This window comes from Pseudomonas sp. TAA207 (assembly GCF_001529285.1).
Classification (GTDB): Bacteria; Pseudomonadota; Gammaproteobacteria; order Pseudomonadales; family Pseudomonadaceae; genus Aquipseudomonas; species Aquipseudomonas weihenstephanensis.
The window spans coordinates 16758-36198 of sequence record NZ_LLWJ01000044.1 but is presented as its reverse complement, the minus strand read 5'-3'; the positions used below and the strand labels follow the sequence as shown (position 1 = coordinate 36198).

Below are 19441 nucleotides of genomic sequence, written 5' to 3'. Positions count from 1 at the left end.
CGCAGCGGTAGTTCAGTCGGTTAGAATACCGGCCTGTCACGCCGGGGGTCGCGGGTTCGAGTCCCGTCCGCTGCGCCATATTCTGAACACAAGCCCCTTGAACGCTTGTGATCAACAAAAAGCCTGCCTCGTGCAGGCTTTTTTGTGCGCGTCTATTTTGTGGTGCGTAACCGCTTCCGCAGGCCGCGTGCGAGGGCGAAGCGTTCGTAAAAACCGCATTGGGCAGGTTGCTGCCACACGTGTTCACGCAGGCTGCTTCATCGCAAGCAGCCTGCGCCAGTTATTGCATAAACGTCATGTAGCGTTTGCGCGTGGTCTTAGAAATCCCAACGGGTGGTGACCATCACGTTGCGTGGGTCGCCGTAATACGACGAGTTGTAGAAGCCAATGTTGGTGTAGTACGACTTGTCGAATGCGTTGTTCAGATTAACGGTGGCCGACAGGTTTTCCGTGACCTGATAGCGCGCCATCAGATCCACCAGCCAATACGCCTCTTGGGAGAATTTCTCCTGGGTGGCGCCTTTGTTGTAGTTGGTCAGCACCTGCCAGCCCGTGCCCTGCCAGCGAACTCCGCCGCCCAGCGTCAATTTGTCGAGGCTGCCGGTCAGTTTGTAACGGGTATACAGGTTGATCTGGTCTTCAGGCTCCCAGGTAGAGACTTTTTTACCGCCCTGATCGCGACTGATTTTGTGGGTGTAGCCTGCTTGTAGCTGCCAGCCAGGCATTATTTCGCCGGAAATTTCTGCTTCGTAGCCTTTAGTCGTGGCTTTGATGCCTTTGTAGGCGTAATCAATGTCGGGATTAGTGGGGTGAGCGTTGTAGGCGGTGTCTGCCTCAGGCCGGTTATCCTGATGCACTTCAAAGTACGCCAGGCTTGAATTCAGACGACCGTCAAAGAACTCACCTTTAAGCCCCAGCTCATAGTTGGTGCCTTCATCCGGCTCAAGCATTTTGTTGTCGCTGTTGCGGTAGTACGACTGCGGCAAGAAGATTTCGGTGTAGCTGGCGTAGGCCGAAATATTGTCGTTGAGGTCGTAGATCAGGCCCGCATAGGGCAGCACTTTGCCGGTGTCTTTGGCCTGGCTGGTGCCGGTCAGCGTGTAGTTGGCGACGCGGGTGCCAAGCATCAGGGTCAAATCATCGGTCAGGCTAAAGCGGCCCGTGATGTAAGTGCCCGTTTGGCGCGTGGTTTCATCGTTTTTGGAGGTGACGTTACCCCAGTCGGGTTCCAGTGCGTCGCCCTTCCAGTTGTAGTAGTCATAGGCGTTGTTGATCATGACCGCGTTGGTGTAGTCCTTGCCGGTCCAGTGCGATCGGGACACCGAACCACCGATCACCAGTTGGTGCTCGCGGCCCAGCAGGCTGAAAGGGCCGGTGGCATACACGTCGCCGCTGTCACTCACGTATTCGCCGGTGTACTTGCGGGCCAGGATCTTGGCTTTGCCGGTGATTGCATCCGGGTCAAGCAGTGCCCCCAGTGGCGCGTTGTAGCCATTGATCTGGTGGTTGTACTGGCCTTTGGCGACCCAGCCATTGTCGAAACTGTGCTCCAGGGTGGCGAATACGGTGCGGGTGTATTGCTCCCAACTGCTCCACTGGGTGCCGTTGTTGAAGTCGCGCGGGTTGCTGATGCGATCCCCGGCGGAGTTGAACAGCGAGGCGCTGCCTGACCAGCTTGAGCCTTTGGGGTTGTTGTCCTGATAGTCGGCGCCGAGGGTGAGCAGGGTGTCAGGCGTCAAATCGACCTCAAGAATCCCGTAATAGACCTCGCTGTCGCGTTTGTAATGGTCCATGAACGAGCGCTTGTCTTGATAGGCCGCCACGGCCCGGCCGCGTACGTTGCCGCTTTCGGTCAGCGGGCCGCTGACATCGACTTCAGAGCGGTAGTTGTCCCACGACCCGGCCCCCAGATCGATATGGCCCTTGAATTCGTGGGTCGGTTTTTTGCGCACCATATTGATCGTGCCGCCAGGCCCGCCAGCGCCGGTGAGCAATCCGGTGGCGCCTTTGAGAATTTCGACGCGGTCGTAAATCGCGGTGTCGGTCAGGGTGTGGCCCGCAGAATATTGCGGGTCTTGCAGGATCGGGATGCCGTCGTACTGGAAGTTCTTGATCGCAAATCCGCGCGAATAATAGCTGGTGCGGTCGCTGTCATAGGTGGCGACGGTAATGCCGGGGGTGTGGCGCATCACGTCATCAATGGAGGTGAGGCCAAAGTCATCCATTGCCTGGCGGGTGACCACTGAAATCGATTGCGGCGTTTCGCGCGGGGTGAGCACCATGCGGGTCGCGGTGGCGATGCTGCCGGGGGTGTAAGACCCGGTGCCCTCGGTGATGGTGCCGAGCTGGTTGGCACTGACTTCGGTCGCGCCTAGCTCCATTGCACCGCTCACGGTGGGCGTCGCTTCCAGCAGATAACCGTTCTGGCCTTTGATTACGCTGAAACCGCTGCCGCGCAGCAGGGTGTCAAAGCCTGATGCTTCGCTGTAGCTGCCGTGCAGGCCTTGGGTGGTGATGCCGTCCAGATTGTGCGACTGGAACAGGATGGCGACACCGGCAAGTTGTGCGAAGCGATTCAGTGCACTGCCCAGTGGGCCGGCCGGGATGTCATAGGCTTGTACCGCGCTGCTGTTTTGCGCCAGCGCCGCTGTGCTGACCAGTGCGCCAGCCGCAGAAGCAACAATCAAATGGATAGCGAGCGTCAGGGGGGCGTAAGCCTTCGAGCGCAAGCGCCCTCGGGAGATTGGGGTGGTCAGCATGGTAGGCGCAGTCCTTTAGAGTCTATGTACCTACCTTGACGAGCGAGGCTCAAAAAGCGGAAGCAATGCGAATCATTATTTTTCAGGTGCGCTGTTTTTGTTGATGGAAATCAGCCAGGGCGTGAAGTGCTTGACCGTGACAGGCAAGGTTTCAACGATCAAGTTCAGTGCGCGCTCCGGGTCGTCCAGCGGTAAGACCGCCGTCACACGCAGGTCGGCCAATGCCTGGCGATCGAAGCGCATGAAGCCTGGACGATGGCGGGAAATTTCATCCAGAACCTGCGTCAGGGGCTGGTTTTCGACCACCAGTTGGTGGTGTTTCCAGGCTTGGTCAATGCTCGACGGGTCAATGGCGCCGAGCAACTCGATGGCGTCGTGCTTGATCAAGGCTTGGGAGCCTGCATTGACTTCGAGTGTTTGCTGCTCGTTTTCGCTTTGCGCCGCGACGCGCGATTCGAGCATGCTCAGCACGGTTGTGTCGCCCGTGCGCTTGACCACAAACCGGGTGCCCAGCGCACGCATGTTGCCTTGCGCGGTGTGTACGATAAACGGCCGTGCGGGGTCGTGAGCCACTTCAATCAGCACTTCGCCTTGCAGCAACTCGATACGTCGTTGTTGGGCGTCGAAATGCAGATCTACGGCGCTGGCACCGCTGAGCGTCAGGGTGGACTGGTCGGGCAGGCGCACGGTTTTCCACTCCACCGCAGCGGTGCTGATATCGGCCAGCCACACTTGCGGGTACTGACTGCGCAGTAACAGGGTGGCCGGTACGATCAGGCAGCCCGCCAGCAACAGGGCACGCAAAGTTGCCCTGCGCGGTAAGGTTTTTCGGGGTGCCGCGAAGGCCGCATTCAGTGCCGCCTTGGCAGGCGATGCTTGGGGGCGCAACGATTGCATGCGTGAAATGACCTCTTGCATGCGCGCTGCCGCCGAAGCGTGGTGGGGACTGAGGTGTTTCCAGCGTTCGAATTCCAGCCGCAGCTCATCCGAAAAACCCCCTTCATGCAGCCGAATCATCCATTCAGCCGCTTGTTCATCAATTTGTTGGCGAGAGGCAGGCATAGGGGCTCAGGTGTTCATGCTGTGGCTGCAATGCAGCAGCGCTTGAATCAGGTACTTGCGCACCGTACGGTCCGACAACCCCAGCTGGCGGCCGATATCGGCCTGGTTCAAGCCGTCCAGGTAATACAGGACGAAGGCTTGGCGAGTTTTTTCGGGCAGGCCTTCGAGAATAAACGCGATCTGCTCCAGGGCTTCCAGGGTGGCAATAATGTCTTCGGCGGATTGGTGGCCTTCCAGCGCCTCGGCGGTGAGGGCTAGCTGCGACAGGTAAGCGTTTTCAATTTTCTTGCGGCGCGCCTGGTCGATGATCAGGCGTCGGGCGGTGGTGCTCAAAAAAGCCCGGGGTTCGCGCAAGCTTGCGACTGACTCGCGGGCATTGAGAATTCGGGCGAAGGTGTCCTGCGCGACGTCGGCGGCATTTTGCGCGCAGCCCAGCTTTCGGCGCAGCCAACCCAGCAGCCAGCCGTGATGCTCACAGTAGAGGTCGGAAATCGCGGCTTGGAACGGAGGCTCACCCGAAGACATAGAACTAAGCTCAAACGCTATTGAGAATAATTGCTAATTCTGTGCTCAAGTCTTGAATAAACGCAAGGCGGGGATTTTTGATAGGGGCTGGGGCAAGCTGCGAGCGTTTGATGTGGTCATCAAAAGATCGCAGCCCGCGCGAGTCGAGCGTCAGTGTTTGGCGATCAAGTTGCCCGCGTGCAGCCCGCATTCTTTTTGCGTGGCTTCTTCCCACCACCAGCGGCCTTCGCGCTCGTGCTGGTTTGGCAGCACCGGGCGGGTGCACGGTTCGCAGCCGATGCTGATAAATCCGCGCTCGTGCAAGCTGTTGTAGGGCAGCTCGAGCATGCGGATATACCCCCAGACTTCTTCGCTGCTCATTTGCGCCAGCGGGTTGAATTTGTACAGCGGGCGCTCAGGGGTTGAGAAGGCGCCGTCGATTTCCAGCGCGGCAACCTGGCTGCGCGTGCCGGGGCTTTGATCGCGACGCTGGCCGGTGGCCCACGCTTTGACCTCTGACAATTTGCGACGCAAAGGCGCGATTTTGCGCACGCCACAGCATTCGCCGTGACCGTCTTTGTAGAAGCTGAACAAGCCTTTTTCTTTGACGAACGGTTCAAGCGCGCGTTGGTCGGGTGAGATCAGCTCAATGTGAATATTGTAGTGATCGCGCACTTGCTCAATAAAACGGTAGGTCTCAGGGTGCAGGCGACCGGTGTCGAGGCTGAACACTTTGACGTTTTTATTGAGCTTCCAGGCCATGTCAACCAACACCACATCTTCGGCGCCACTGAACGAAATCCAGAGTTCGTCACCAAAGTGCTCAAAGGCGAGCTTGAGAATGTCCTGCGGGGATTTGCTGGCGTATGTCGCGGCGAGTTCAGCGACGTCAAACGGATGGCTCATCAGGCGGCTTCCTACAGTAAATGGCGCTGGGCGCTCTCTAGTGGCGCGATGTTAGCAAAAACCGCGTGTTACAGGGTTTGCAGCGTGTCGAGCAACACCTTCACTTTGGTGACAGATTCTTCATATTCGGCGCGCCAGTCCGAGTCCGCGACAATCCCGCCTCCGCCCCAGCAACTCACGCGCCCGTCCTTGATCAGCAGGCTGCGAATGGCGATGGAACTGTCCATTTCGCCGCGCACGTCGAGGTACAGCAATGAGCCGCAGTAGATGCTGCGCCGTGTCGGTTCCAGTTCGTCGATGATTTGCATGGCGCGAATTTTCGGTGCGCCGGTGATCGAGCCGCCGGGGAAGCTGTCCCCGATCAGGTCCAGGGCATCTTTGCCCGGCGCCAGTTCGCCCGTGACGCTGCTCACCAAGTGGTGCACATTGGGGTAGCTTTCAAGGCTGAACAGCTCAGGCACACGGACCGAGCCGGTGCGGCACGTGCGCCCCAAATCGTTGCGCAGCAGGTCGACAATCATCAGGTTTTCAGCGCGATCTTTAGGGCTTGCCAGCAGTTCGGCGGCGTTGGCGGCATCTTCGCCACGGTCTTTGCCCCGTGGACGGGTGCCTTTGATCGGGCGGGTTTCGACCTGATTGCGGCTCACGCGCACAAAGCGTTCGGGCGACAGACTCACAATGGCGCCTTGCTCGGGCAGTTGCATGAAGCCTGAAAAAGGCGTCGGGCACGCTGCGCGCAGGGCGCAATAGGCGGTCCATGCATCGCCCTCGCACTCGGCGCTGAAACGCTGGGTGTAATTGACCTGGTAGCAGTCACCGGCCTGGATGTAGTCATGAATCCGGGTCAATGCCTGCTGATACTGCTGAGCGCTGAGGTCAGGTTGCATCGGATGCTTGAGGCTGAAAGGCGCAACTGGCGCAGCGCGTAGTCGAGTGAACAGGTTGATCAGGCGTTCGCGCTCGCTCATCTCAAGGCTGGGATGGAACACCAACTGGCTGCTGGCGTGCTGATGGTCGCTGATCAATGCCCAGGCATACAGGCCAAGGCGCGCATCCGGTAACTGCAAGTCGTCGTGTGCCAGTGCGGGTAACGGTTCAAGCTTTCGCCCGAAATCGTAGCTCAGATAGCCCATCAAACCGCCTGCGAAGGGCAGCTCATGCGGTGCGGGGATTTGCGCACGGCCCAGTCGGGCCAGATGTTCCCGCAAGCGCTGCAAAAAATCGCGCCCCGATTCTTGCGGCTGCACCCACAGTTCTTCGAGCGGCCATGCGCTCATCAGGTCGTAGCGGCCGCGTTCTGCTTCGGGGCGTCCACTGTCCAGCAATACAGCGCCGGGTGCATGGCGAATCGCCGCGAAATAGTCGGCCGGGTTGGCAAGGTAAGGGAGCGGGTGAACAGAGCAGATCAACATGCGAGGCAAATCAGCCAGTGGGGCGGGGGTGGGGATTGTAATCCTGTGTGCGGCCGCAAAGCGAGTTGCGCAGCGGCTGCCGCAGGTGCTGCGGCATCACGGTTGACGTTTGCCCGGCAATCGGGCGTCGCCTGCGGCAACGCCTGTGCGGGTTTTATTCGTTGGGGTGGATATGGCCGAACAGTTCTTGCGCAAAACGCACGCGCTCCTCGGGGGTTTCCTTGATGCCTTTGGCGGCCAGCGCTTCAACGTGCGCTTCGACCGCATGGGTGCGCAGGGTTAAACCGCAGTCGTTGGCGATCTGGATGTTCAGCCCCGGACGGGCGTTCAGTTCCAGAATCAGCGGGCCTTTGTCCTGATCGAGCACCATGTCGACACCGATATACCCCAGGCCGCACAACTCGTAACAACCCGCGGCCAGCTTCATGAAACCATCCCAGTACGGCAATTGAACGCCGTCTACCGCATTGGTGGTGTCGGGGTGTTTGCTGATGATGTTGTTCAGCCAGGTGCCGCGCAGGGTCAGGCCGGTGGCGAGGTCTACGCCAACACCAATGGCGCCCTGGTGCAGGTTGGCCTTGCCGCCGGACTGGCGGGTCGGCAAGCGCAGCATCGCCATCACCGGGTAGCCCATCAGCACAATGATGCGGATGTCCGGCACGCCTTCGTAGCTGATGCTTTTGAAGATTTGATCCGGTGTCACGCGGTACTCGATCAGCGCGCGGTCGCGGTGACCGCCCAGCGAGTACAGGCCGGTGAGGATGCTGGAAATCTGATGTTCGATTTCTTCGTGGCTGATGATCTTGCCCGAGACCGTGCGAAAACGGTCTTCGAAACGGTCGGCAATCACCAAAATGCCGTCACCGCCCGCGCCTTGTGCGGGCTTGATCACGAAGTCACTGCGGCCACCGATGATGTCGTCGAGCTTGTCGATTTCTTTCTCGGTGGAGATCACGCCGTACATTTCCGGGACGTGAATCCCGGCTTTGATGGCGCGCTCTTTGGTGATGATCTTGTCATCCACAATCGGGTACAGGCTGCGTTTGTTGTACTTGAGTACGTAGTCCGCATTGCGCCGATTGATGCCCATGATGCCTCTGGCTTCCAGGGCCTTCCAGGTCTTCCAGAAGCCAAACATCAGGAGTCAGCCTTCAAGAATGCTTTGAAACGCACCAGCTCGGTCAGGCGGTAACCGCGATAACGGCCCATTGCCAGCATGAAGCCCACCAGAATCAGCAGCACCGCCGGGAAGGTGAACACGAAGTACACCAGTTCCGGGATGCTCATCACCAGATACGCCAGGGTGGCTGCGAAGAGGGTGCCGATGGCGACTTTCATCGCATGGCCGCCGCCACGTTCTTCCCAGGTGATGGACAGGCGCTCGATGGTCATGGTCAGGATCACCATCGGGAACAGGGCCACCGACAGCCCGCGCTCCAGCCCCAATTTGTGGCTGAACAGGCTGATGGCTGCGATCAGTATCACAACGAAGGTCAATACCACGGAGAGTCGCGGCAGCATTTGCAGCTTCAGGTGCTCAAGGTAGGAACGCAACATCAGCCCGAGCGCGGTTATCACCGTAAACAGGATGATGCCGAACTCCAGTTGAGTCTCGCGGAACGCCAGGGCAATCAGTACCGGGGTGAACGTGCCCAGGGTTTGCAGGCCGATCAGGTTGCGCAGCACCAGAATCACCAGCACGCCAATCGGGATCATCACCATGATCATGAACGTTTGCTGGGTTTGCAGCGGCAAGCCGTACAGCGAGTATTCGAGGAAGTTGGCGTCGGTGTTTTCGTCGGTCAGCTTGGCCAGACGGATGGCGTTCATTTCGCTGTTGTTCAGGCTGAAGGTGACGTTGGCTTTTTTGCCACCGTCGACCGAGATCATTGGCTCGTCGCCGGTCCACCACAGCAGGCGGTCAGACGGCAGGCCCTGTTCGCCGGTTTCCGGATTGAAGTACAGCCAGTCGTTGCCATTGAAGCTGCGCAGCCACAGTTCCGGGCTTTGCGGCTGGTCGGCGACCAAGCGAATGGTGTGGACTTTTTCCAGTGGTACGTGGGCAATCGACAGCAGCAGTTCGATGATTTGTGCCTTGTGCGCGGTCGACGGATCGCCGGCCAACAGCAGCTTCACGTTGTCATCGTTGGGGTTGCTCACCCGCTTGATGGTCTCGCTGATAAAGGTTTCAACGTCGGCTGAATGCTGGCGAATCGGTGCCAGCAGCGCTTCGGCGGCGATTTTTTCGGGGCCTTCCACGGCAATGCTGTCGCGAAATACCGGGCCTTTGACTTTGGTTTTGTCGCCGGTGTAGCGCTTGGTCAATACCAGGCGGTAATACAGGGTTTGCTTGCCACTCACCCGCCGGGCCGACCAGGTGACCTTGCGGTTGCCATCGACCCGATTGACGCTCACCCCATAGTTATTGGAGATAAAGCTTTCATTCAGGCTGACGTAGTCGCGGTTCAGCGGCGGCACGAACATCTGGATCTTGACCGGGTCTTTGGAGCTGGCGACAAATTCGACTTTGGCGTCGATGTTCCACAGGTCGTCCGTCGCGTCTTCGGTCACAGGAATGCCGATGACGAAAATCTGATAGGCCGTAATCGAAATGCCCAGCACCACGAGGATGGTGATCAAGATTTTCAGGTGAAGGGTAAGAGCGCGCATTTCAATTACTCTGCGGTTTGAGCGTTGGCGGCGCAGGCAGGTTTGCCAGCAGCGTATTTAAGGCTTGGGTCGACCAGCGCATCAAAGCGTTTGAGCGCTTCGGAGCCGATCAACAGCGGGTATTGGAACGCACTTCGGTCGGTCAAGTTCACTTCGATGGTGCGTAAAGCTTTACCCATGCAGATTTGCAGTGAAATAACCGGGCGCGAGGTGTAGTTCTTGTCCGATTCGGGATCGTAATCACCGGAGCGGCGCTTGATCTTGCTGACCCGTGCCAGCGGACGTTCGATCGGGTGCGAGTGTGCATCATCAATGGCCAGATAAAAACGTACCCAGCTCTCACCGTCGCGCTTGAAGCGTTTTATATCACGCGCGCTGAGCGAGGCGGTTTTGGCACCGGTGTCGAGTTTGGCAGCCACTTGCAGATTAATGCCCGACAGTTCGGCGTATTCGTTAAGGCCGTACACGGTTTTTTCGGCGCCAAGGCTCAGGCCCGGCAAGGTCAGCAGGCAAAGGCATATAAAGAAGGGGGAAAATTTCATAAATCCGGGGGCAGTCTCTTGCAATCTTCAGTTCAAGGCGACTGGCAATACAGCGCAAGTGTCCTCGTGCGGCTGCCCTATAAAGAGGGCAAGGCTGATGCGGGCGGCATTCTAACATGATGGTTTTATGACGCCAGCGCTGGCGCCGCGTTAAGCGAGGCGTGAAGCACTCGATTAAACCCACGTCGTATTAGACGATTGTCGACAATCCATATTTATTCTTTGACGTTGAAGTCTTAAATGGCTAGTTTTGGCGCTATTGATTTCAAAGGTGTCGACAATATGCTGGATTCGCTGGAAAGTGCCGCAGTGGCTCAAGACGACTCGGAGACCTTGTCCGAGAACGTCTTCAGGCGTATTCAGGCCGCTATCGTCAAAGGCGATATTGCCCCCGGCAGCAAGATTTCCGAGCCGGAACTGGCCCGCACTTACGGCATCAGCCGCGGGCCGCTGCGTGAAGCCCTGCACCGTCTTGAAGGTCAGCGCCTGTTGGTGCGGGTGCCGCATGTAGGCGCTCGCGTCGTGTCCTTGAGCCATGCCGAGCTGATTGAACTCTACGAAATTCGCGAGTCCCTCGAAGGCATGGCCTGTCGTTTGGCCGCCGAGCGCATGAGTAATGAAGACATTGGCGAGTTGCGCCGGGTACTGGAAACCCATGAGCGCGACGCAGCCTTCCAGGCGGGGGTTGGGTACTACCAGCAAGAAGGCGACTTCGATTTTCATTACAAGATTATTCAAGGCAGCGGCAATCGGACCCTGACGCAGATGCTGTGCGGTGAGCTGTATCAATTGGTGCGTATGTACCGCATCCAGTTTTCCTCCACGCCCAATCGTCCCCGTCAGGCGTTCGCCGAGCACCACCGGATTCTAGATGCCATTGCCGACCGCGACGGCGAACTGGCCGAGTTATTGATGCGCCGCCACATTGGTGTATCCAAACGCAACATTGCGCGTCACTACCAAGACAGCGCCCAGCAGACAGCCACTCCACGAGGTGAGTCATGAGCAATAAAAACAGTCCAGGCCAACGTTTCCGTGATGCGGTCGCCAGTGAGCATCCGCTGCAAGTCGTCGGCGCCATTAACGCTAACCATGCATTGCTGGCCAAACGTGCCGGGTTCAAGGCTATCTACCTGTCGGGTGGCGGTGTGGCAGCGGGTTCGCTGGGCGTGCCGGACCTGGGCATTACCGGTCTGGATGACGTGTTGACCGATGTGCGGCGCATCACCGACGTCTGTGACCTGCCGCTGCTGGTGGACGTGGATACCGGCTTCGGCTCCTCGTTTTTCAACGTGTCGCGCACCGTCAAGTCGATGATCAAGTTTGGCGCAGCGGCGATTCACATTGAGGACCAAGTGGGCGCCAAGCGTTGCGGCCATCGCCCGAACAAAGAAATCGTCTCGCAGCAAGAAATGGTCGATCGCATCAAGGCCGCCGTCGATGCCCGAACCGATGACAGTTTTGTGATCATGGCGCGCACCGACGCACTGGCGGTAGAAGGGCTGGAATCGGCCCTTGAACGTGCAGCGGCCTGTGTTGAGGCGGGCGCGGACATGGTGTTCCCCGAAGCCATTACCGAACTTGAGATGTACAAACTGTTCGCCGAACGCGTCAAGGCGCCGATTCTGGCCAACATCACCGAGTTTGGCGCCACGCCGCTGTACACCGTTGATCAACTGCGTGAAGTCGACGTGTCGCTGGTGCTGTACCCGCTGTCGGCGTTCCGTGCGATGAACAAGGCTGCCGAAAACGTGTACGGCGCGATTCGCCGCGACGGCACTCAACAGAACGTGATCGACACCATGCAAACCCGCATGGAGCTGTACGACGCCATCGACTACCACGCGTTTGAACAAAAGCTCGACGCGCTGTTTGCCAGCAAAAAGTAACAGCGCATTAAACCGTTCTTGCCCAATCCCTAACAAATTCAAAAATTGGAGAAGCGCAATGGCCGAAGCAAAAGTATTGAGTGGTGCCGGACTCCGTGGCCAGGTGGCCGGTCAGACGGCGTTGTCGACCGTAGGCCAAGAAGGTGCCGGACTCACTTATCGCGGTTATGACGTACGTGAATTGGCTGCCCAAGCCCGCTTTGAAGAAGTGGCTTACCTGTTGTTATACGGCGAACTGCCGACCCAGGCTGAGCTGGACGCCTACACCGGTAAGCTAAAAAACCTGCGCGACCTGCCGCAAGCCTTGAAAGAGGTGCTGGAACGCATCCCTGCCGACGCCCACCCGATGGACGTGATGCGCACCGGTTGCTCGTTTTTGGGCAATCTTGAGCCGGAAAAAGACTTCACTCAGCAGCGGGACAAGACTGACCGTCTGCTGGCCGCTTTCCCGGCGATCATGTGCTACTGGTATCGCTTCAGCCATGACGGCGTGCGCATTCACTGCGTGAGTGATGAAACGTCAATTGGCGGCCACTTTTTGCACCTGCTGCACGACAAAAAACCGAGTGACTTGCACGTCAAAGTGATGAACGTGTCGCTGATTCTGTACGCCGAGCACGAATTCAACGCCTCGACGTTCACCGCTCGGGTCTGTGCCTCGACATTGTCCGACCTGTATTCGTGCATCACCGCCGCCATCGGTTCGCTGCGCGGTCCATTGCACGGCGGCGCCAATGAAGCGGCCATGGAAATGATCGAGCGCTTCAGCTCTGCGCAGGAGGCCATTCAGGGCACGCTCGGCATGCTCGAACGCAAAGACAAAATCATGGGCTTTGGCCACGCGATCTACAAAGACAGCGACCCGCGCAATGAGGTGATCAAGGGTTGGTCGAAAAAGCTCGCGGACGAAGTGGGCGACACGGTGTTGTTCGCGGTCTCCGAGGCCATCGACAACACCATGTGGGAGCAAAAGAAGCTGTTCCCCAACGCCGATTTCTACCATGCCTCGGCGTACCACTTCATGGGCATCCCGACCCCGCTGTTTACCCCCATCTTTGTCTGCTCACGCCTGACCGGCTGGGCGGCGCATGTGTTCGAACAGCGTGCCAACAACCGCATCATTCGTCCAAGCGCCGAGTACATCGGCGTCGAACAGCGCAAGTTCGTGCCAATCGAGCGTCGCTGAACAGCAGGGCTGGCGCCCCCGCCCCGGCGGTGCGCCAGCCCTCAGACCTACCCGTGATCGAGTCCCGCGCCAATGAATACTGAATTTCGCAAAACACTTCCGGGCACCCGGCTGGATTATTTCGACACTCGCGCAGCGGTCGATGCGATCAAGCCCGGCGCTTATGACACGCTGCCTTACACCTCGCGCGTGTTGGCCGAAAACCTGGTCCGTCGCTGCGATCCGGCAACCCTCAATGCCTCGCTGAGCCAGTTGATCGAACGCAAGCGCGACCTGGATTTCCCGTGGTTCCCGGCCCGTGTGGTCTGCCACGACATCCTGGGCCAGACCGCTCTGGTTGACCTTGCCGGCCTGCGTGACGCCATTGCCCTGCAAGGCGGCGACCCGGCGCAAGTCAACCCGGTGGTGCCCACGCAACTGATCGTTGACCACTCGTTGGCGGTGGAGTGTGGCGGTTATGACCCCGAAGCGTTCGAGAAGAACCGCGCCATCGAAGATCGGCGCAACGAAGACCGTTTCCATTTCATCGAGTGGACCAAAAAAGCCTTCAAAAACGTCGATGTGATCCCGCCGGGCAACGGCATCATGCACCAGATCAACCTGGAGAAAATGTCCCCGGTGATTCAGGTGCGTGACGGCGTGGCCTTCCCGGACACCTGCGTCGGCACCGACAGCCACACCCCCCACGTCGACTCGCTGGGCGTCATCGCCATTGGCGTTGGCGGGCTGGAAGCCGAAAGCGTGATGCTGGGCCGTGCGTCATGGATGCGCTTGCCTGAAATCGTCGGCGTGGAACTGACCGGCAAGCTGCAACCGGGCATTACGGCCACTGACATGGTGTTGGCTCTGACCGAGTTCCTGCGCAAACAAAAAGTGGTCGGTGCCTGGCTGGAATTCTTCGGCGAGGGCGCCTCTGCGCTGACCCTGGGCGACCGCGCGACCATTTCCAACATGGCCCCGGAATACGGCGCAACGGCGGCCATGTTCTACATCGACCAGCAAACCATTGACTACCTCAAGCTGACCGGTCGCGATGACCAGCAAGTGCAGTTGGTTGAGCATTACGCCAAGGTCACAGGCTTGTGGGGCGAGAGCCTTAAAGACGCGCAATACGAGCGCGGCCTGAGTTTTGACTTGTCGTCTGTGGTGCGCAACATGGCCGGCCCGAGCAACCCGCACGCGCGCGTGGCCACCACCGAGCTTACGGCCAAGGGCATTGCCGGTCAGTGGGACGACGTACCGGGGCAAATGCCTGATGGCGCGGTGATTATTGCGGCCATCACCAGTTGCACCAACACCAGCAACCCGCGCAACGTAATCGCGGCGGGCTTGATGGCGCGCAACGCGAATAAACTCGGCCTGACCCGTAAACCGTGGGTCAAAACCTCGCTGGCGCCGGGGTCCAAGACCGTGGCGTTGTACCTCGATGAAGCGGGGCTGACCAGCGAGCTGGAGCAATTGGGTTTTGGCGTGGTGGCCTTCGCGTGCACCACCTGTAACGGCATGTCGGGAGCGCTGGACCCCGCCATCCAACAGGAAATCATCGACCGCGACCTGTACGCCACCGCCGTGTTGTCGGGTAACCGCAACTTCGACGGACGTATTCATCCTTACGCCAAACAAGCGTTTTTAGCCTCTCCACCGTTGGTGGTGGCCTACGCGATTGCGGGCACGATCCGATTCGACATCGAAAAAGACGTGCTGGGCCTGGACGCCCAGGGCAATAAGATTCGCCTGAAAGACATCTGGCCGAGCGACGAAGAAATCGACGCCGTGGTCAAGGCCGCAGTGAAGCCTGAGCAGTTCCGCCAGGTCTATATTCCGATGTTCGCCATTCACGAAGACACCGGGCCTAAAGTGGCGCCGCTGTATGACTGGCGTCCGCAAAGTACTTACATCCGTCGCCCGCCGTACTGGGAAGGGGCGTTGGCCGGGGCGCGGCCGCTCAAAGGCATGCGCCCGCTGGCGGTGCTGCCGGACAACATCACCACTGACCACTTGTCGCCTTCCAACGCGATCATGCTCGACAGCGCCGCCGGTGAATACCTGGCGAAAATGGGCTTGCCGGAAGTCGACTTCAACTCGTATGCCACCCACCGGGGCGACCACTTGACCGCCCAGCGCGCCACGTTCGCCAACCCGAAGCTGTTCAACGAAATGGTGATCGAGGACGGTAAGGTCAAACAGGGTTCGTTGACCCGGCTGGAGCCTGAAGGTCGTGTGATGCGCATGTGGGAAGCCATCGAAACCTACATGGAGCGCAAGCAACCGCTGATCATCATTGCGGGCGCCGATTATGGTCAGGGATCGTCCCGTGACTGGGCGGCCAAAGGCGTGCGTCTGGCGGGTGTCGAAGCCATTGCGGCCGAAGGCTTTGAGCGCATTCACCGCACCAACCTGGTGGGCATGGGGGTGTTGCCGCTGGAATTTATGCCGGGCACCAATCGTAAAACCTTACAAATCGACGGCAGTGAAACCTACGACGTGATCGGCGAGCGCACCCCGCGTGCCACGCTGACGCTGGTGATCACGCGCAAAAACGGCGAGCGCGTGGAGGTGCCGGTGACCTGCCGTCTGGACACCGCCGAAGAAGTTTCGATCTATGAAGCGGGTGGCGTGTTGCAACGTTTTGCCCAGGACTTCCTGGAATCAGCGTCGGTTTAATCACATACCTCTGTAGGCGCCAGCGCCTACAGAGGTCACTTCACAGGACTCTGTTCTATGGCCTACGCAGCGCAAATAAAAATCCCCGCCACTTATATGCGTGGCGGCACCAGCAAGGGTGTGTTTTTCAACCTGCTTGATCTGCCAGCGGTGGCGCAGGTGCCGGGGGCTGCGCGTGACGCGTTGCTGTTAAGGGTCATTGGCAGCCCCGACCCTTACGAAAAACAAATCGACGGCATGGGCGCTGCGACGTCCAGCACCAGCAAAACAGTGATCGTTAGCAAAAGCCTGCGTGCCGACCACGACGTTGATTATCTGTTTGGCCAGGTCTCCATCGACAAACCGTTTGTGGACTGGAGCGGCAACTGCGGCAACCTGTCGGCGGCGGTGGGTTCGTTTGCCATCAGCAGTGGCTTGGTCGACCCGGCACGCCTGCCCCAGAACGGCACTGCCGTGGTGCGCATCTGGCAAGCCAATATCGGTAAAACCATCATCGCCCATGTACCGATGACCGACGGTGCGGTGCAGGAAACCGGCGACTTTGAGCTTGACGGTGTGACGTTTCCAGCGGCCGAAGTGCAGTTGGAGTTCCTCAACCCGGCAGCGGATGAAGAGGGCGGGGGCGGCTCGATGTTCCCGACCGGCAACCTGGTCGACGCGCTAGAAGTGCCGGGTGTGGGCACGCTGAATGTGACCATGATCAATGCGGGCATTCCGACGATTTTCGTCAATGCGCGTGATGTGGGTTACACCGGCGCGGAGCTGCAAAACGACATCAACAGCGACCCGAAAGCATTGGCGCTGTTCGAAACCATTCGGGCGCACGGTGCGTTGCGCATGGGTTTGATTGCTCATTTGGACGACGCTGCCAAGCGTCAGCACACCCCTAAAGTGGCGTTTGTTGCAGGCCCGACAGAGTACGTGTCGTCTAGCGGCAAGGTGGTCAAGGCGCAAGACGTGGATTTGCTGGTGCGGGCCTTGTCGATGGGCAAACTGCACCACGCGATGATGGGCACGGCAGCGGTTGCGATTGGCACGGCGGCCGCGATACCGGGCACGTTGGTCAACCTGGCGGCCGGTGGCGAGTTGCGCAGCGCAGTGCGCTTTGGCCATCCGTCCGGGACTTTGCGCGTGGGTGCTGAAGCGCAGCAGGTTGACGGTGAGTGGACTGTCACTAAAGCCATCATGAGCCGCAGTGCGCGGGTGTTGATGGAAGGCTGGGTGCGGGTGCCCGGCGATTGCTTTTAATCGAGTGGACCTTTGGCCTTCACCCCGACCTCTGCCATAGGGAGAGGTCGGGGTGAAGGCGCAGGTTGAAACGACACAATTGAACGGGCACTCCAGACCCGCACGATCACGATGAACCTGAGGATGGAACACGACACTTACTCATTTTTGGAGAAACCCTATGAGCGCCAACGTCGACGCCAACAACCGCCCCGACTACGATCAGGTTTTGCAGGACATTGCCGGTTACGTCCTCAATTACCGCATCACCTCGCCACAAGCCCTCGACACCGCCCGTAACTGCCTGATGGACACGTTGGGCTGCGGCTTGCTGGCGCTGCGATTCCCAGAATGCACCAAGCACCTGGGGCCCATCGTGGAGGGCACCCTTGTGCCGTTTGGTGCCCGAGTGCCCGGCACCTCCTTTCGCCTCGACCCGGTCAAGGCCGCCTGGGACATTGGCTGTATCGTGCGCTGGCTGGATTACAACGACACCTGGCTGGCGGCTGAATGGGGGCATCCTTCGGACAATCTGGGCGGTATTTTGGCCGTGGCCGACCACCTGTCGCAAAAGCGCGTAGCCAATGGCGAGGCGCCGCTGACGGTGCGCGCCGTACTAGATGCAATGATCATGGCCCATGAGATTCAGGGCGTTATTGCATTGGAAAACTCCTTCAATCGTGTCGGTCTGGATCATGTGCTGCTGGTGAAAGTGGCCTCGACGGCGGTCTGCGCCAAACTGATGGGGGCCAACCGTGAACAGTTGTTGTCGGCGCTGTCCCATGCCTTTGTCGACGGCCAGGCGCTGCGCACGTATCGCCATGCACCGAACGCAGGGTCGCGCAAGTCTTGGGCGGCGGGCGATGCGTCCAGTCGTGGCGTGCGCTTGGCGGACATTGCGCTGCGCGGTGAAATGGGTATTCCGGGTGTGCTGACGGCGCCGCAATGGGGTTTTTATGAGGTGCTGTTCAGTCATACCAACAAGGATCTGGCACTCAAGCCCGAAGGGCAGCGCGCGTTCAAGCTGTCACAGCCTTATGGCACGTACGTGATGGAAAACGTGCTGTTCAAGATCAGCTTCCCGGCAGAGTTTCATGCGCAAACGGCCTGTGAAGCGGCAGTGACCTTGCATCCGCAGGTCAGAGATCGTCTGCACGAAATCGAGAAAATTGTCATCACCACCCACGAATCGGCGATTCGGATCATTTCCAAGCAAGGCCCATTAGCCAACGCCGCCGATCGCGATCACTGCCTTCAATACATGACCGCCGTGCCGTTGGCGTTTGGCAATCTGGTGGCCGAGCAGTACGAAGATGACTTCCATGCCGCGCATCCGATCATTGATGAGCTGCGCGAAAAAATGGTGATTGTTGAAGACCCACGCTACACCCGTGAATACCTGGAGGCGGATAAACGCTCCATTGCCAATGCCATTCAAGTGTTTTTCAACGATGGCACGAGCACTCAGCAAGTGGTGGTGCAATACCCGATTGGCCATCGTCGTCGCCGTGCCGAAGGCATTGCACTGCTGGAAGAAAAGTTCAAGGCCAATCTGGCCACGCGCTTTGCAAGGCAGCGTTGTGAGGAGATTTTTGCCCTTTGCAAGGATCAGGCTGCACTTGAAGCGACCCCGGTAAACCGGTTCGTGGATTTACTGGTGATCTAACACACACACCGAAGGTTGCGATCTTTGACGATGAAAAGATCGCAGCCTTTAATCGCCTCTGCGCTGTTATTTGAAGCGTCGCTCCACGCCTTTTTCGACCAGAATTTTGGCCGAGATTTCTTCCACAGAAAAATGCGTGGAGTTGATGTGCGGGATATTTTCGCGCTTGAACAGGTTTTCGACTTCGCGCACTTCAAATTCGCACTGGGCAAAGCTTGAATAGCGGCTGTTGGGCTTGCGCTCGTTGCGGATGGCGGTGAGGCGATCCGGGTCGATGGTCAGGCCGAACAGCTTATGCTTGTGTTCGCGCAAGGCCGCCGGCAGCTTCAGGCTTTCCATGTCGTCCTCGGTCAGCGGGTAGTTGGCCGCGCGGATGCCGAATTGCATGGCCATGTACAGGCAGGTCGGGGTTTTGCCACAGCGTGAGACGCCCACCAGAATCAGGTCGGCCTTGTCGTATTTGTGCGTGCGGGCGCCGTCGTCGTTGTCGAGGGCAAAGTTCACCGCCTCAATACGCTCCATGTAATTGGAGTTATGGCCGATAGAGTGGGACTTGCCTACCGAGTAGGACGAGTGTTCGGCGAGTTCCTGTTCCAGCGGGGCCAGGAAGCTGGAGAAGATGTCGATCATGAAACCATTGGACGTTGCGAGGATTTCGCGAATGTCCTGATTGACGATGGTGTCGAAGATAATCGGGCGAACTCCGTCTTTTTCGGCGGCGTTATCGATTTGTTGTACCATTGCCCGCGCTTTATCCACGCTGTCTATATAGGGTCGCGTGAACTTGCTGAAGGTCACATTTTCGAATTGGGCCAACAAACTCTGGCCGAGGGTTTCGGCGGTGATGCCGGTGCCATCGGAGATAAAGAAAGCAGATCGTTTCATTTGCGCCTTGGGCCTTAAGCTGGTGACGATTCTTGGATATGATAGGCGCGATTTTGTCGCCCTGAATGG

General features: G+C 58.7%; 15 protein-coding genes and 1 tRNA gene. 7 read left to right on the top strand and 9 right to left on the bottom strand.

What is annotated here, in order from left to right; genetic code table 11:
• Position 1: 1 nt before the first annotated feature.
• Positions 2-78, top strand: a tRNA-Asp gene (locus AP059_RS01680).
• A 239-nt stretch (positions 79-317) separates the two neighbouring features.
• Here the strand turns inward: AP059_RS01680 and AP059_RS01675 are convergent.
• From AP059_RS01675 to rloA, 8 genes are all read right to left on the bottom strand, one after another.
• The gene (locus AP059_RS01675; RefSeq protein ID WP_059761585.1) at positions 318-2759 is read right to left on the bottom strand and encodes a TonB-dependent siderophore receptor; all 2442 of its coding nucleotides are present in this window, start codon (positions 2757-2759) and stop codon (positions 318-320) included.
• A 75-nt stretch (positions 2760-2834) separates the two neighbouring features.
• Positions 2835-3821, bottom strand: a complete 987-nt coding sequence (locus AP059_RS01670; RefSeq protein WP_059761584.1) for a FecR family protein — start codon at positions 3819-3821, stop codon at positions 2835-2837.
• Between the two features lie 6 nt (positions 3822-3827).
• On the bottom strand, positions 3828-4346 hold the full coding sequence (locus AP059_RS01665) for a sigma-70 family RNA polymerase sigma factor (RefSeq protein WP_059761583.1): 519 nt from the start codon (positions 4344-4346) through the stop codon (positions 3828-3830).
• A 150-nt stretch (positions 4347-4496) separates the two neighbouring features.
• Complete coding sequence (locus AP059_RS01660) at positions 4497-5231, bottom strand: phosphoadenylyl-sulfate reductase (RefSeq protein ID WP_048362891.1); 735 nt, start codon at positions 5229-5231, stop codon at positions 4497-4499.
• 68 nt (positions 5232-5299) lie between these two features.
• Positions 5300-6643 carry an aminodeoxychorismate synthase component I gene (pabB, locus tag AP059_RS01655; protein WP_059761582.1) on the bottom strand — a complete coding sequence of 448 codons (1344 nt, stop codon included), beginning with the start codon at positions 6641-6643 and terminating at the stop codon, positions 5300-5302.
• Between the two features lie 154 nt (positions 6644-6797).
• On the bottom strand, positions 6798-7781 hold the full coding sequence (locus AP059_RS01650) for an alpha-L-glutamate ligase-like protein (protein WP_059761581.1): 984 nt from the start codon (positions 7779-7781) through the stop codon (positions 6798-6800).
• A complete protein-coding gene (gene rloB / locus AP059_RS01645; RefSeq protein ID WP_059761580.1) occupies positions 7781-9313 on the bottom strand; it encodes an osmotic stress tolerance membrane protein RloB in 1533 nt (510 codons plus the stop codon). Before rloB ends, AP059_RS01650 begins: the two co-directional genes overlap by 1 nt.
• A gap of 5 nt (positions 9314-9318) precedes the next feature.
• Positions 9319-9855, bottom strand: a complete 537-nt coding sequence (gene rloA, locus AP059_RS01640; RefSeq protein ID WP_048362895.1) for a retropepsin-like aspartic peptidase RloA — start codon at positions 9853-9855, stop codon at positions 9319-9321.
• Between the two features lie 282 nt (positions 9856-10137).
• Between rloA and AP059_RS01635 the strand changes: the two genes are divergently transcribed.
• The 6 genes from AP059_RS01635 (at position 10138) to prpD (ending at position 18487) form a co-directional block, all read left to right on the top strand.
• Entirely contained in the window at positions 10138-10860 is a 723-nt protein-coding gene (locus AP059_RS01635; protein ID WP_059761586.1) for a GntR family transcriptional regulator, read from the top strand.
• Positions 10857-11744 carry a methylisocitrate lyase gene (prpB, locus tag AP059_RS01630; protein WP_059761579.1) on the top strand — a complete coding sequence of 296 codons (888 nt, stop codon included), beginning with the start codon at positions 10857-10859 and terminating at the stop codon, positions 11742-11744. Before AP059_RS01635 ends, prpB begins: the two co-directional genes overlap by 4 nt.
• A 58-nt stretch (positions 11745-11802) precedes the next feature.
• On the top strand, positions 11803-12930 hold the full coding sequence (gene prpC, locus AP059_RS01625; protein WP_059761578.1) for a bifunctional 2-methylcitrate synthase/citrate synthase: 1128 nt from the start codon (positions 11803-11805) through the stop codon (positions 12928-12930).
• Between the two features lie 72 nt (positions 12931-13002).
• Positions 13003-15594 (top strand): Fe/S-dependent 2-methylisocitrate dehydratase AcnD, encoded by a 2592-nt coding sequence (gene acnD / locus AP059_RS01620; protein ID WP_059761577.1) that lies wholly within the window; start codon positions 13003-13005, stop codon positions 15592-15594.
• A gap of 57 nt (positions 15595-15651) precedes the next feature.
• Positions 15652-16842, top strand: a complete 1191-nt coding sequence (gene prpF / locus AP059_RS01615) for a 2-methylaconitate cis-trans isomerase PrpF (protein ID WP_048362900.1) — start codon at positions 15652-15654, stop codon at positions 16840-16842.
• Between the two features lie 160 nt (positions 16843-17002).
• Complete coding sequence (gene prpD / locus AP059_RS01610; RefSeq protein ID WP_059761576.1) at positions 17003-18487, top strand: 2-methylcitrate dehydratase; 1485 nt, start codon at positions 17003-17005, stop codon at positions 18485-18487.
• A gap of 66 nt (positions 18488-18553) precedes the next feature.
• On the opposite strand, the gene ppsR is transcribed toward prpD, so the two are convergent.
• On the bottom strand, positions 18554-19372 hold the full coding sequence (ppsR, locus tag AP059_RS01605) for a posphoenolpyruvate synthetase regulatory kinase/phosphorylase PpsR (RefSeq protein WP_048362902.1): 819 nt from the start codon (positions 19370-19372) through the stop codon (positions 18554-18556).
• Between the last annotated feature and the right edge of the window lie 69 nt (positions 19373-19441).

Bases quoted from the DNA above. Each gene is read 5' to 3' on its own strand.
- AP059_RS01635 (WP_059761586.1), top strand. From the start codon at position 10,138: ATGCTGGATTCGCTGGAAAGTGCCGCAGTGGCTCAAGACGACTCGGAG.
- pabB (WP_059761582.1), bottom strand. From the start codon at position 6,643: ATGTTGATCTGCTCTGTTCACCCGCTCCCTTACCTTGCCAACCCGGCC.
- AP059_RS01665 (WP_059761583.1), bottom strand. From the start codon at position 4,346: ATGTCTTCGGGTGAGCCTCCGTTCCAAGCCGCGATTTCCGACCTCTAC.
- acnD (WP_059761577.1), top strand. From the start codon at position 13,003: ATGAATACTGAATTTCGCAAAACACTTCCGGGCACCCGGCTGGATTAT.
- ppsR (WP_048362902.1), bottom strand. From the start codon at position 19,372: ATGAAACGATCTGCTTTCTTTATCTCCGATGGCACCGGCATCACCGCC.
- rloB (WP_059761580.1), bottom strand. From the start codon at position 9,313: ATGCGCGCTCTTACCCTTCACCTGAAAATCTTGATCACCATCCTCGTG.
- prpC (WP_059761578.1), top strand. From the start codon at position 11,803: ATGGCCGAAGCAAAAGTATTGAGTGGTGCCGGACTCCGTGGCCAGGTG.
- prpF (WP_048362900.1), top strand. From the start codon at position 15,652: ATGGCCTACGCAGCGCAAATAAAAATCCCCGCCACTTATATGCGTGGC.
- prpB (WP_059761579.1), top strand. From the start codon at position 10,857: ATGAGCAATAAAAACAGTCCAGGCCAACGTTTCCGTGATGCGGTCGCC.
- AP059_RS01670 (WP_059761584.1), bottom strand. From the start codon at position 3,821: ATGCCTGCCTCTCGCCAACAAATTGATGAACAAGCGGCTGAATGGATG.
- AP059_RS01650 (WP_059761581.1), bottom strand. From the start codon at position 7,781: ATGTTTGGCTTCTGGAAGACCTGGAAGGCCCTGGAAGCCAGAGGCATC.
- AP059_RS01675 (WP_059761585.1), bottom strand. From the start codon at position 2,759: ATGCTGACCACCCCAATCTCCCGAGGGCGCTTGCGCTCGAAGGCTTAC.
- AP059_RS01660 (WP_048362891.1), bottom strand. From the start codon at position 5,231: ATGAGCCATCCGTTTGACGTCGCTGAACTCGCCGCGACATACGCCAGC.
- prpD (WP_059761576.1), top strand. From the start codon at position 17,003: ATGAGCGCCAACGTCGACGCCAACAACCGCCCCGACTACGATCAGGTT.
- rloA (WP_048362895.1), bottom strand. From the start codon at position 9,855: ATGAAATTTTCCCCCTTCTTTATATGCCTTTGCCTGCTGACCTTGCCG.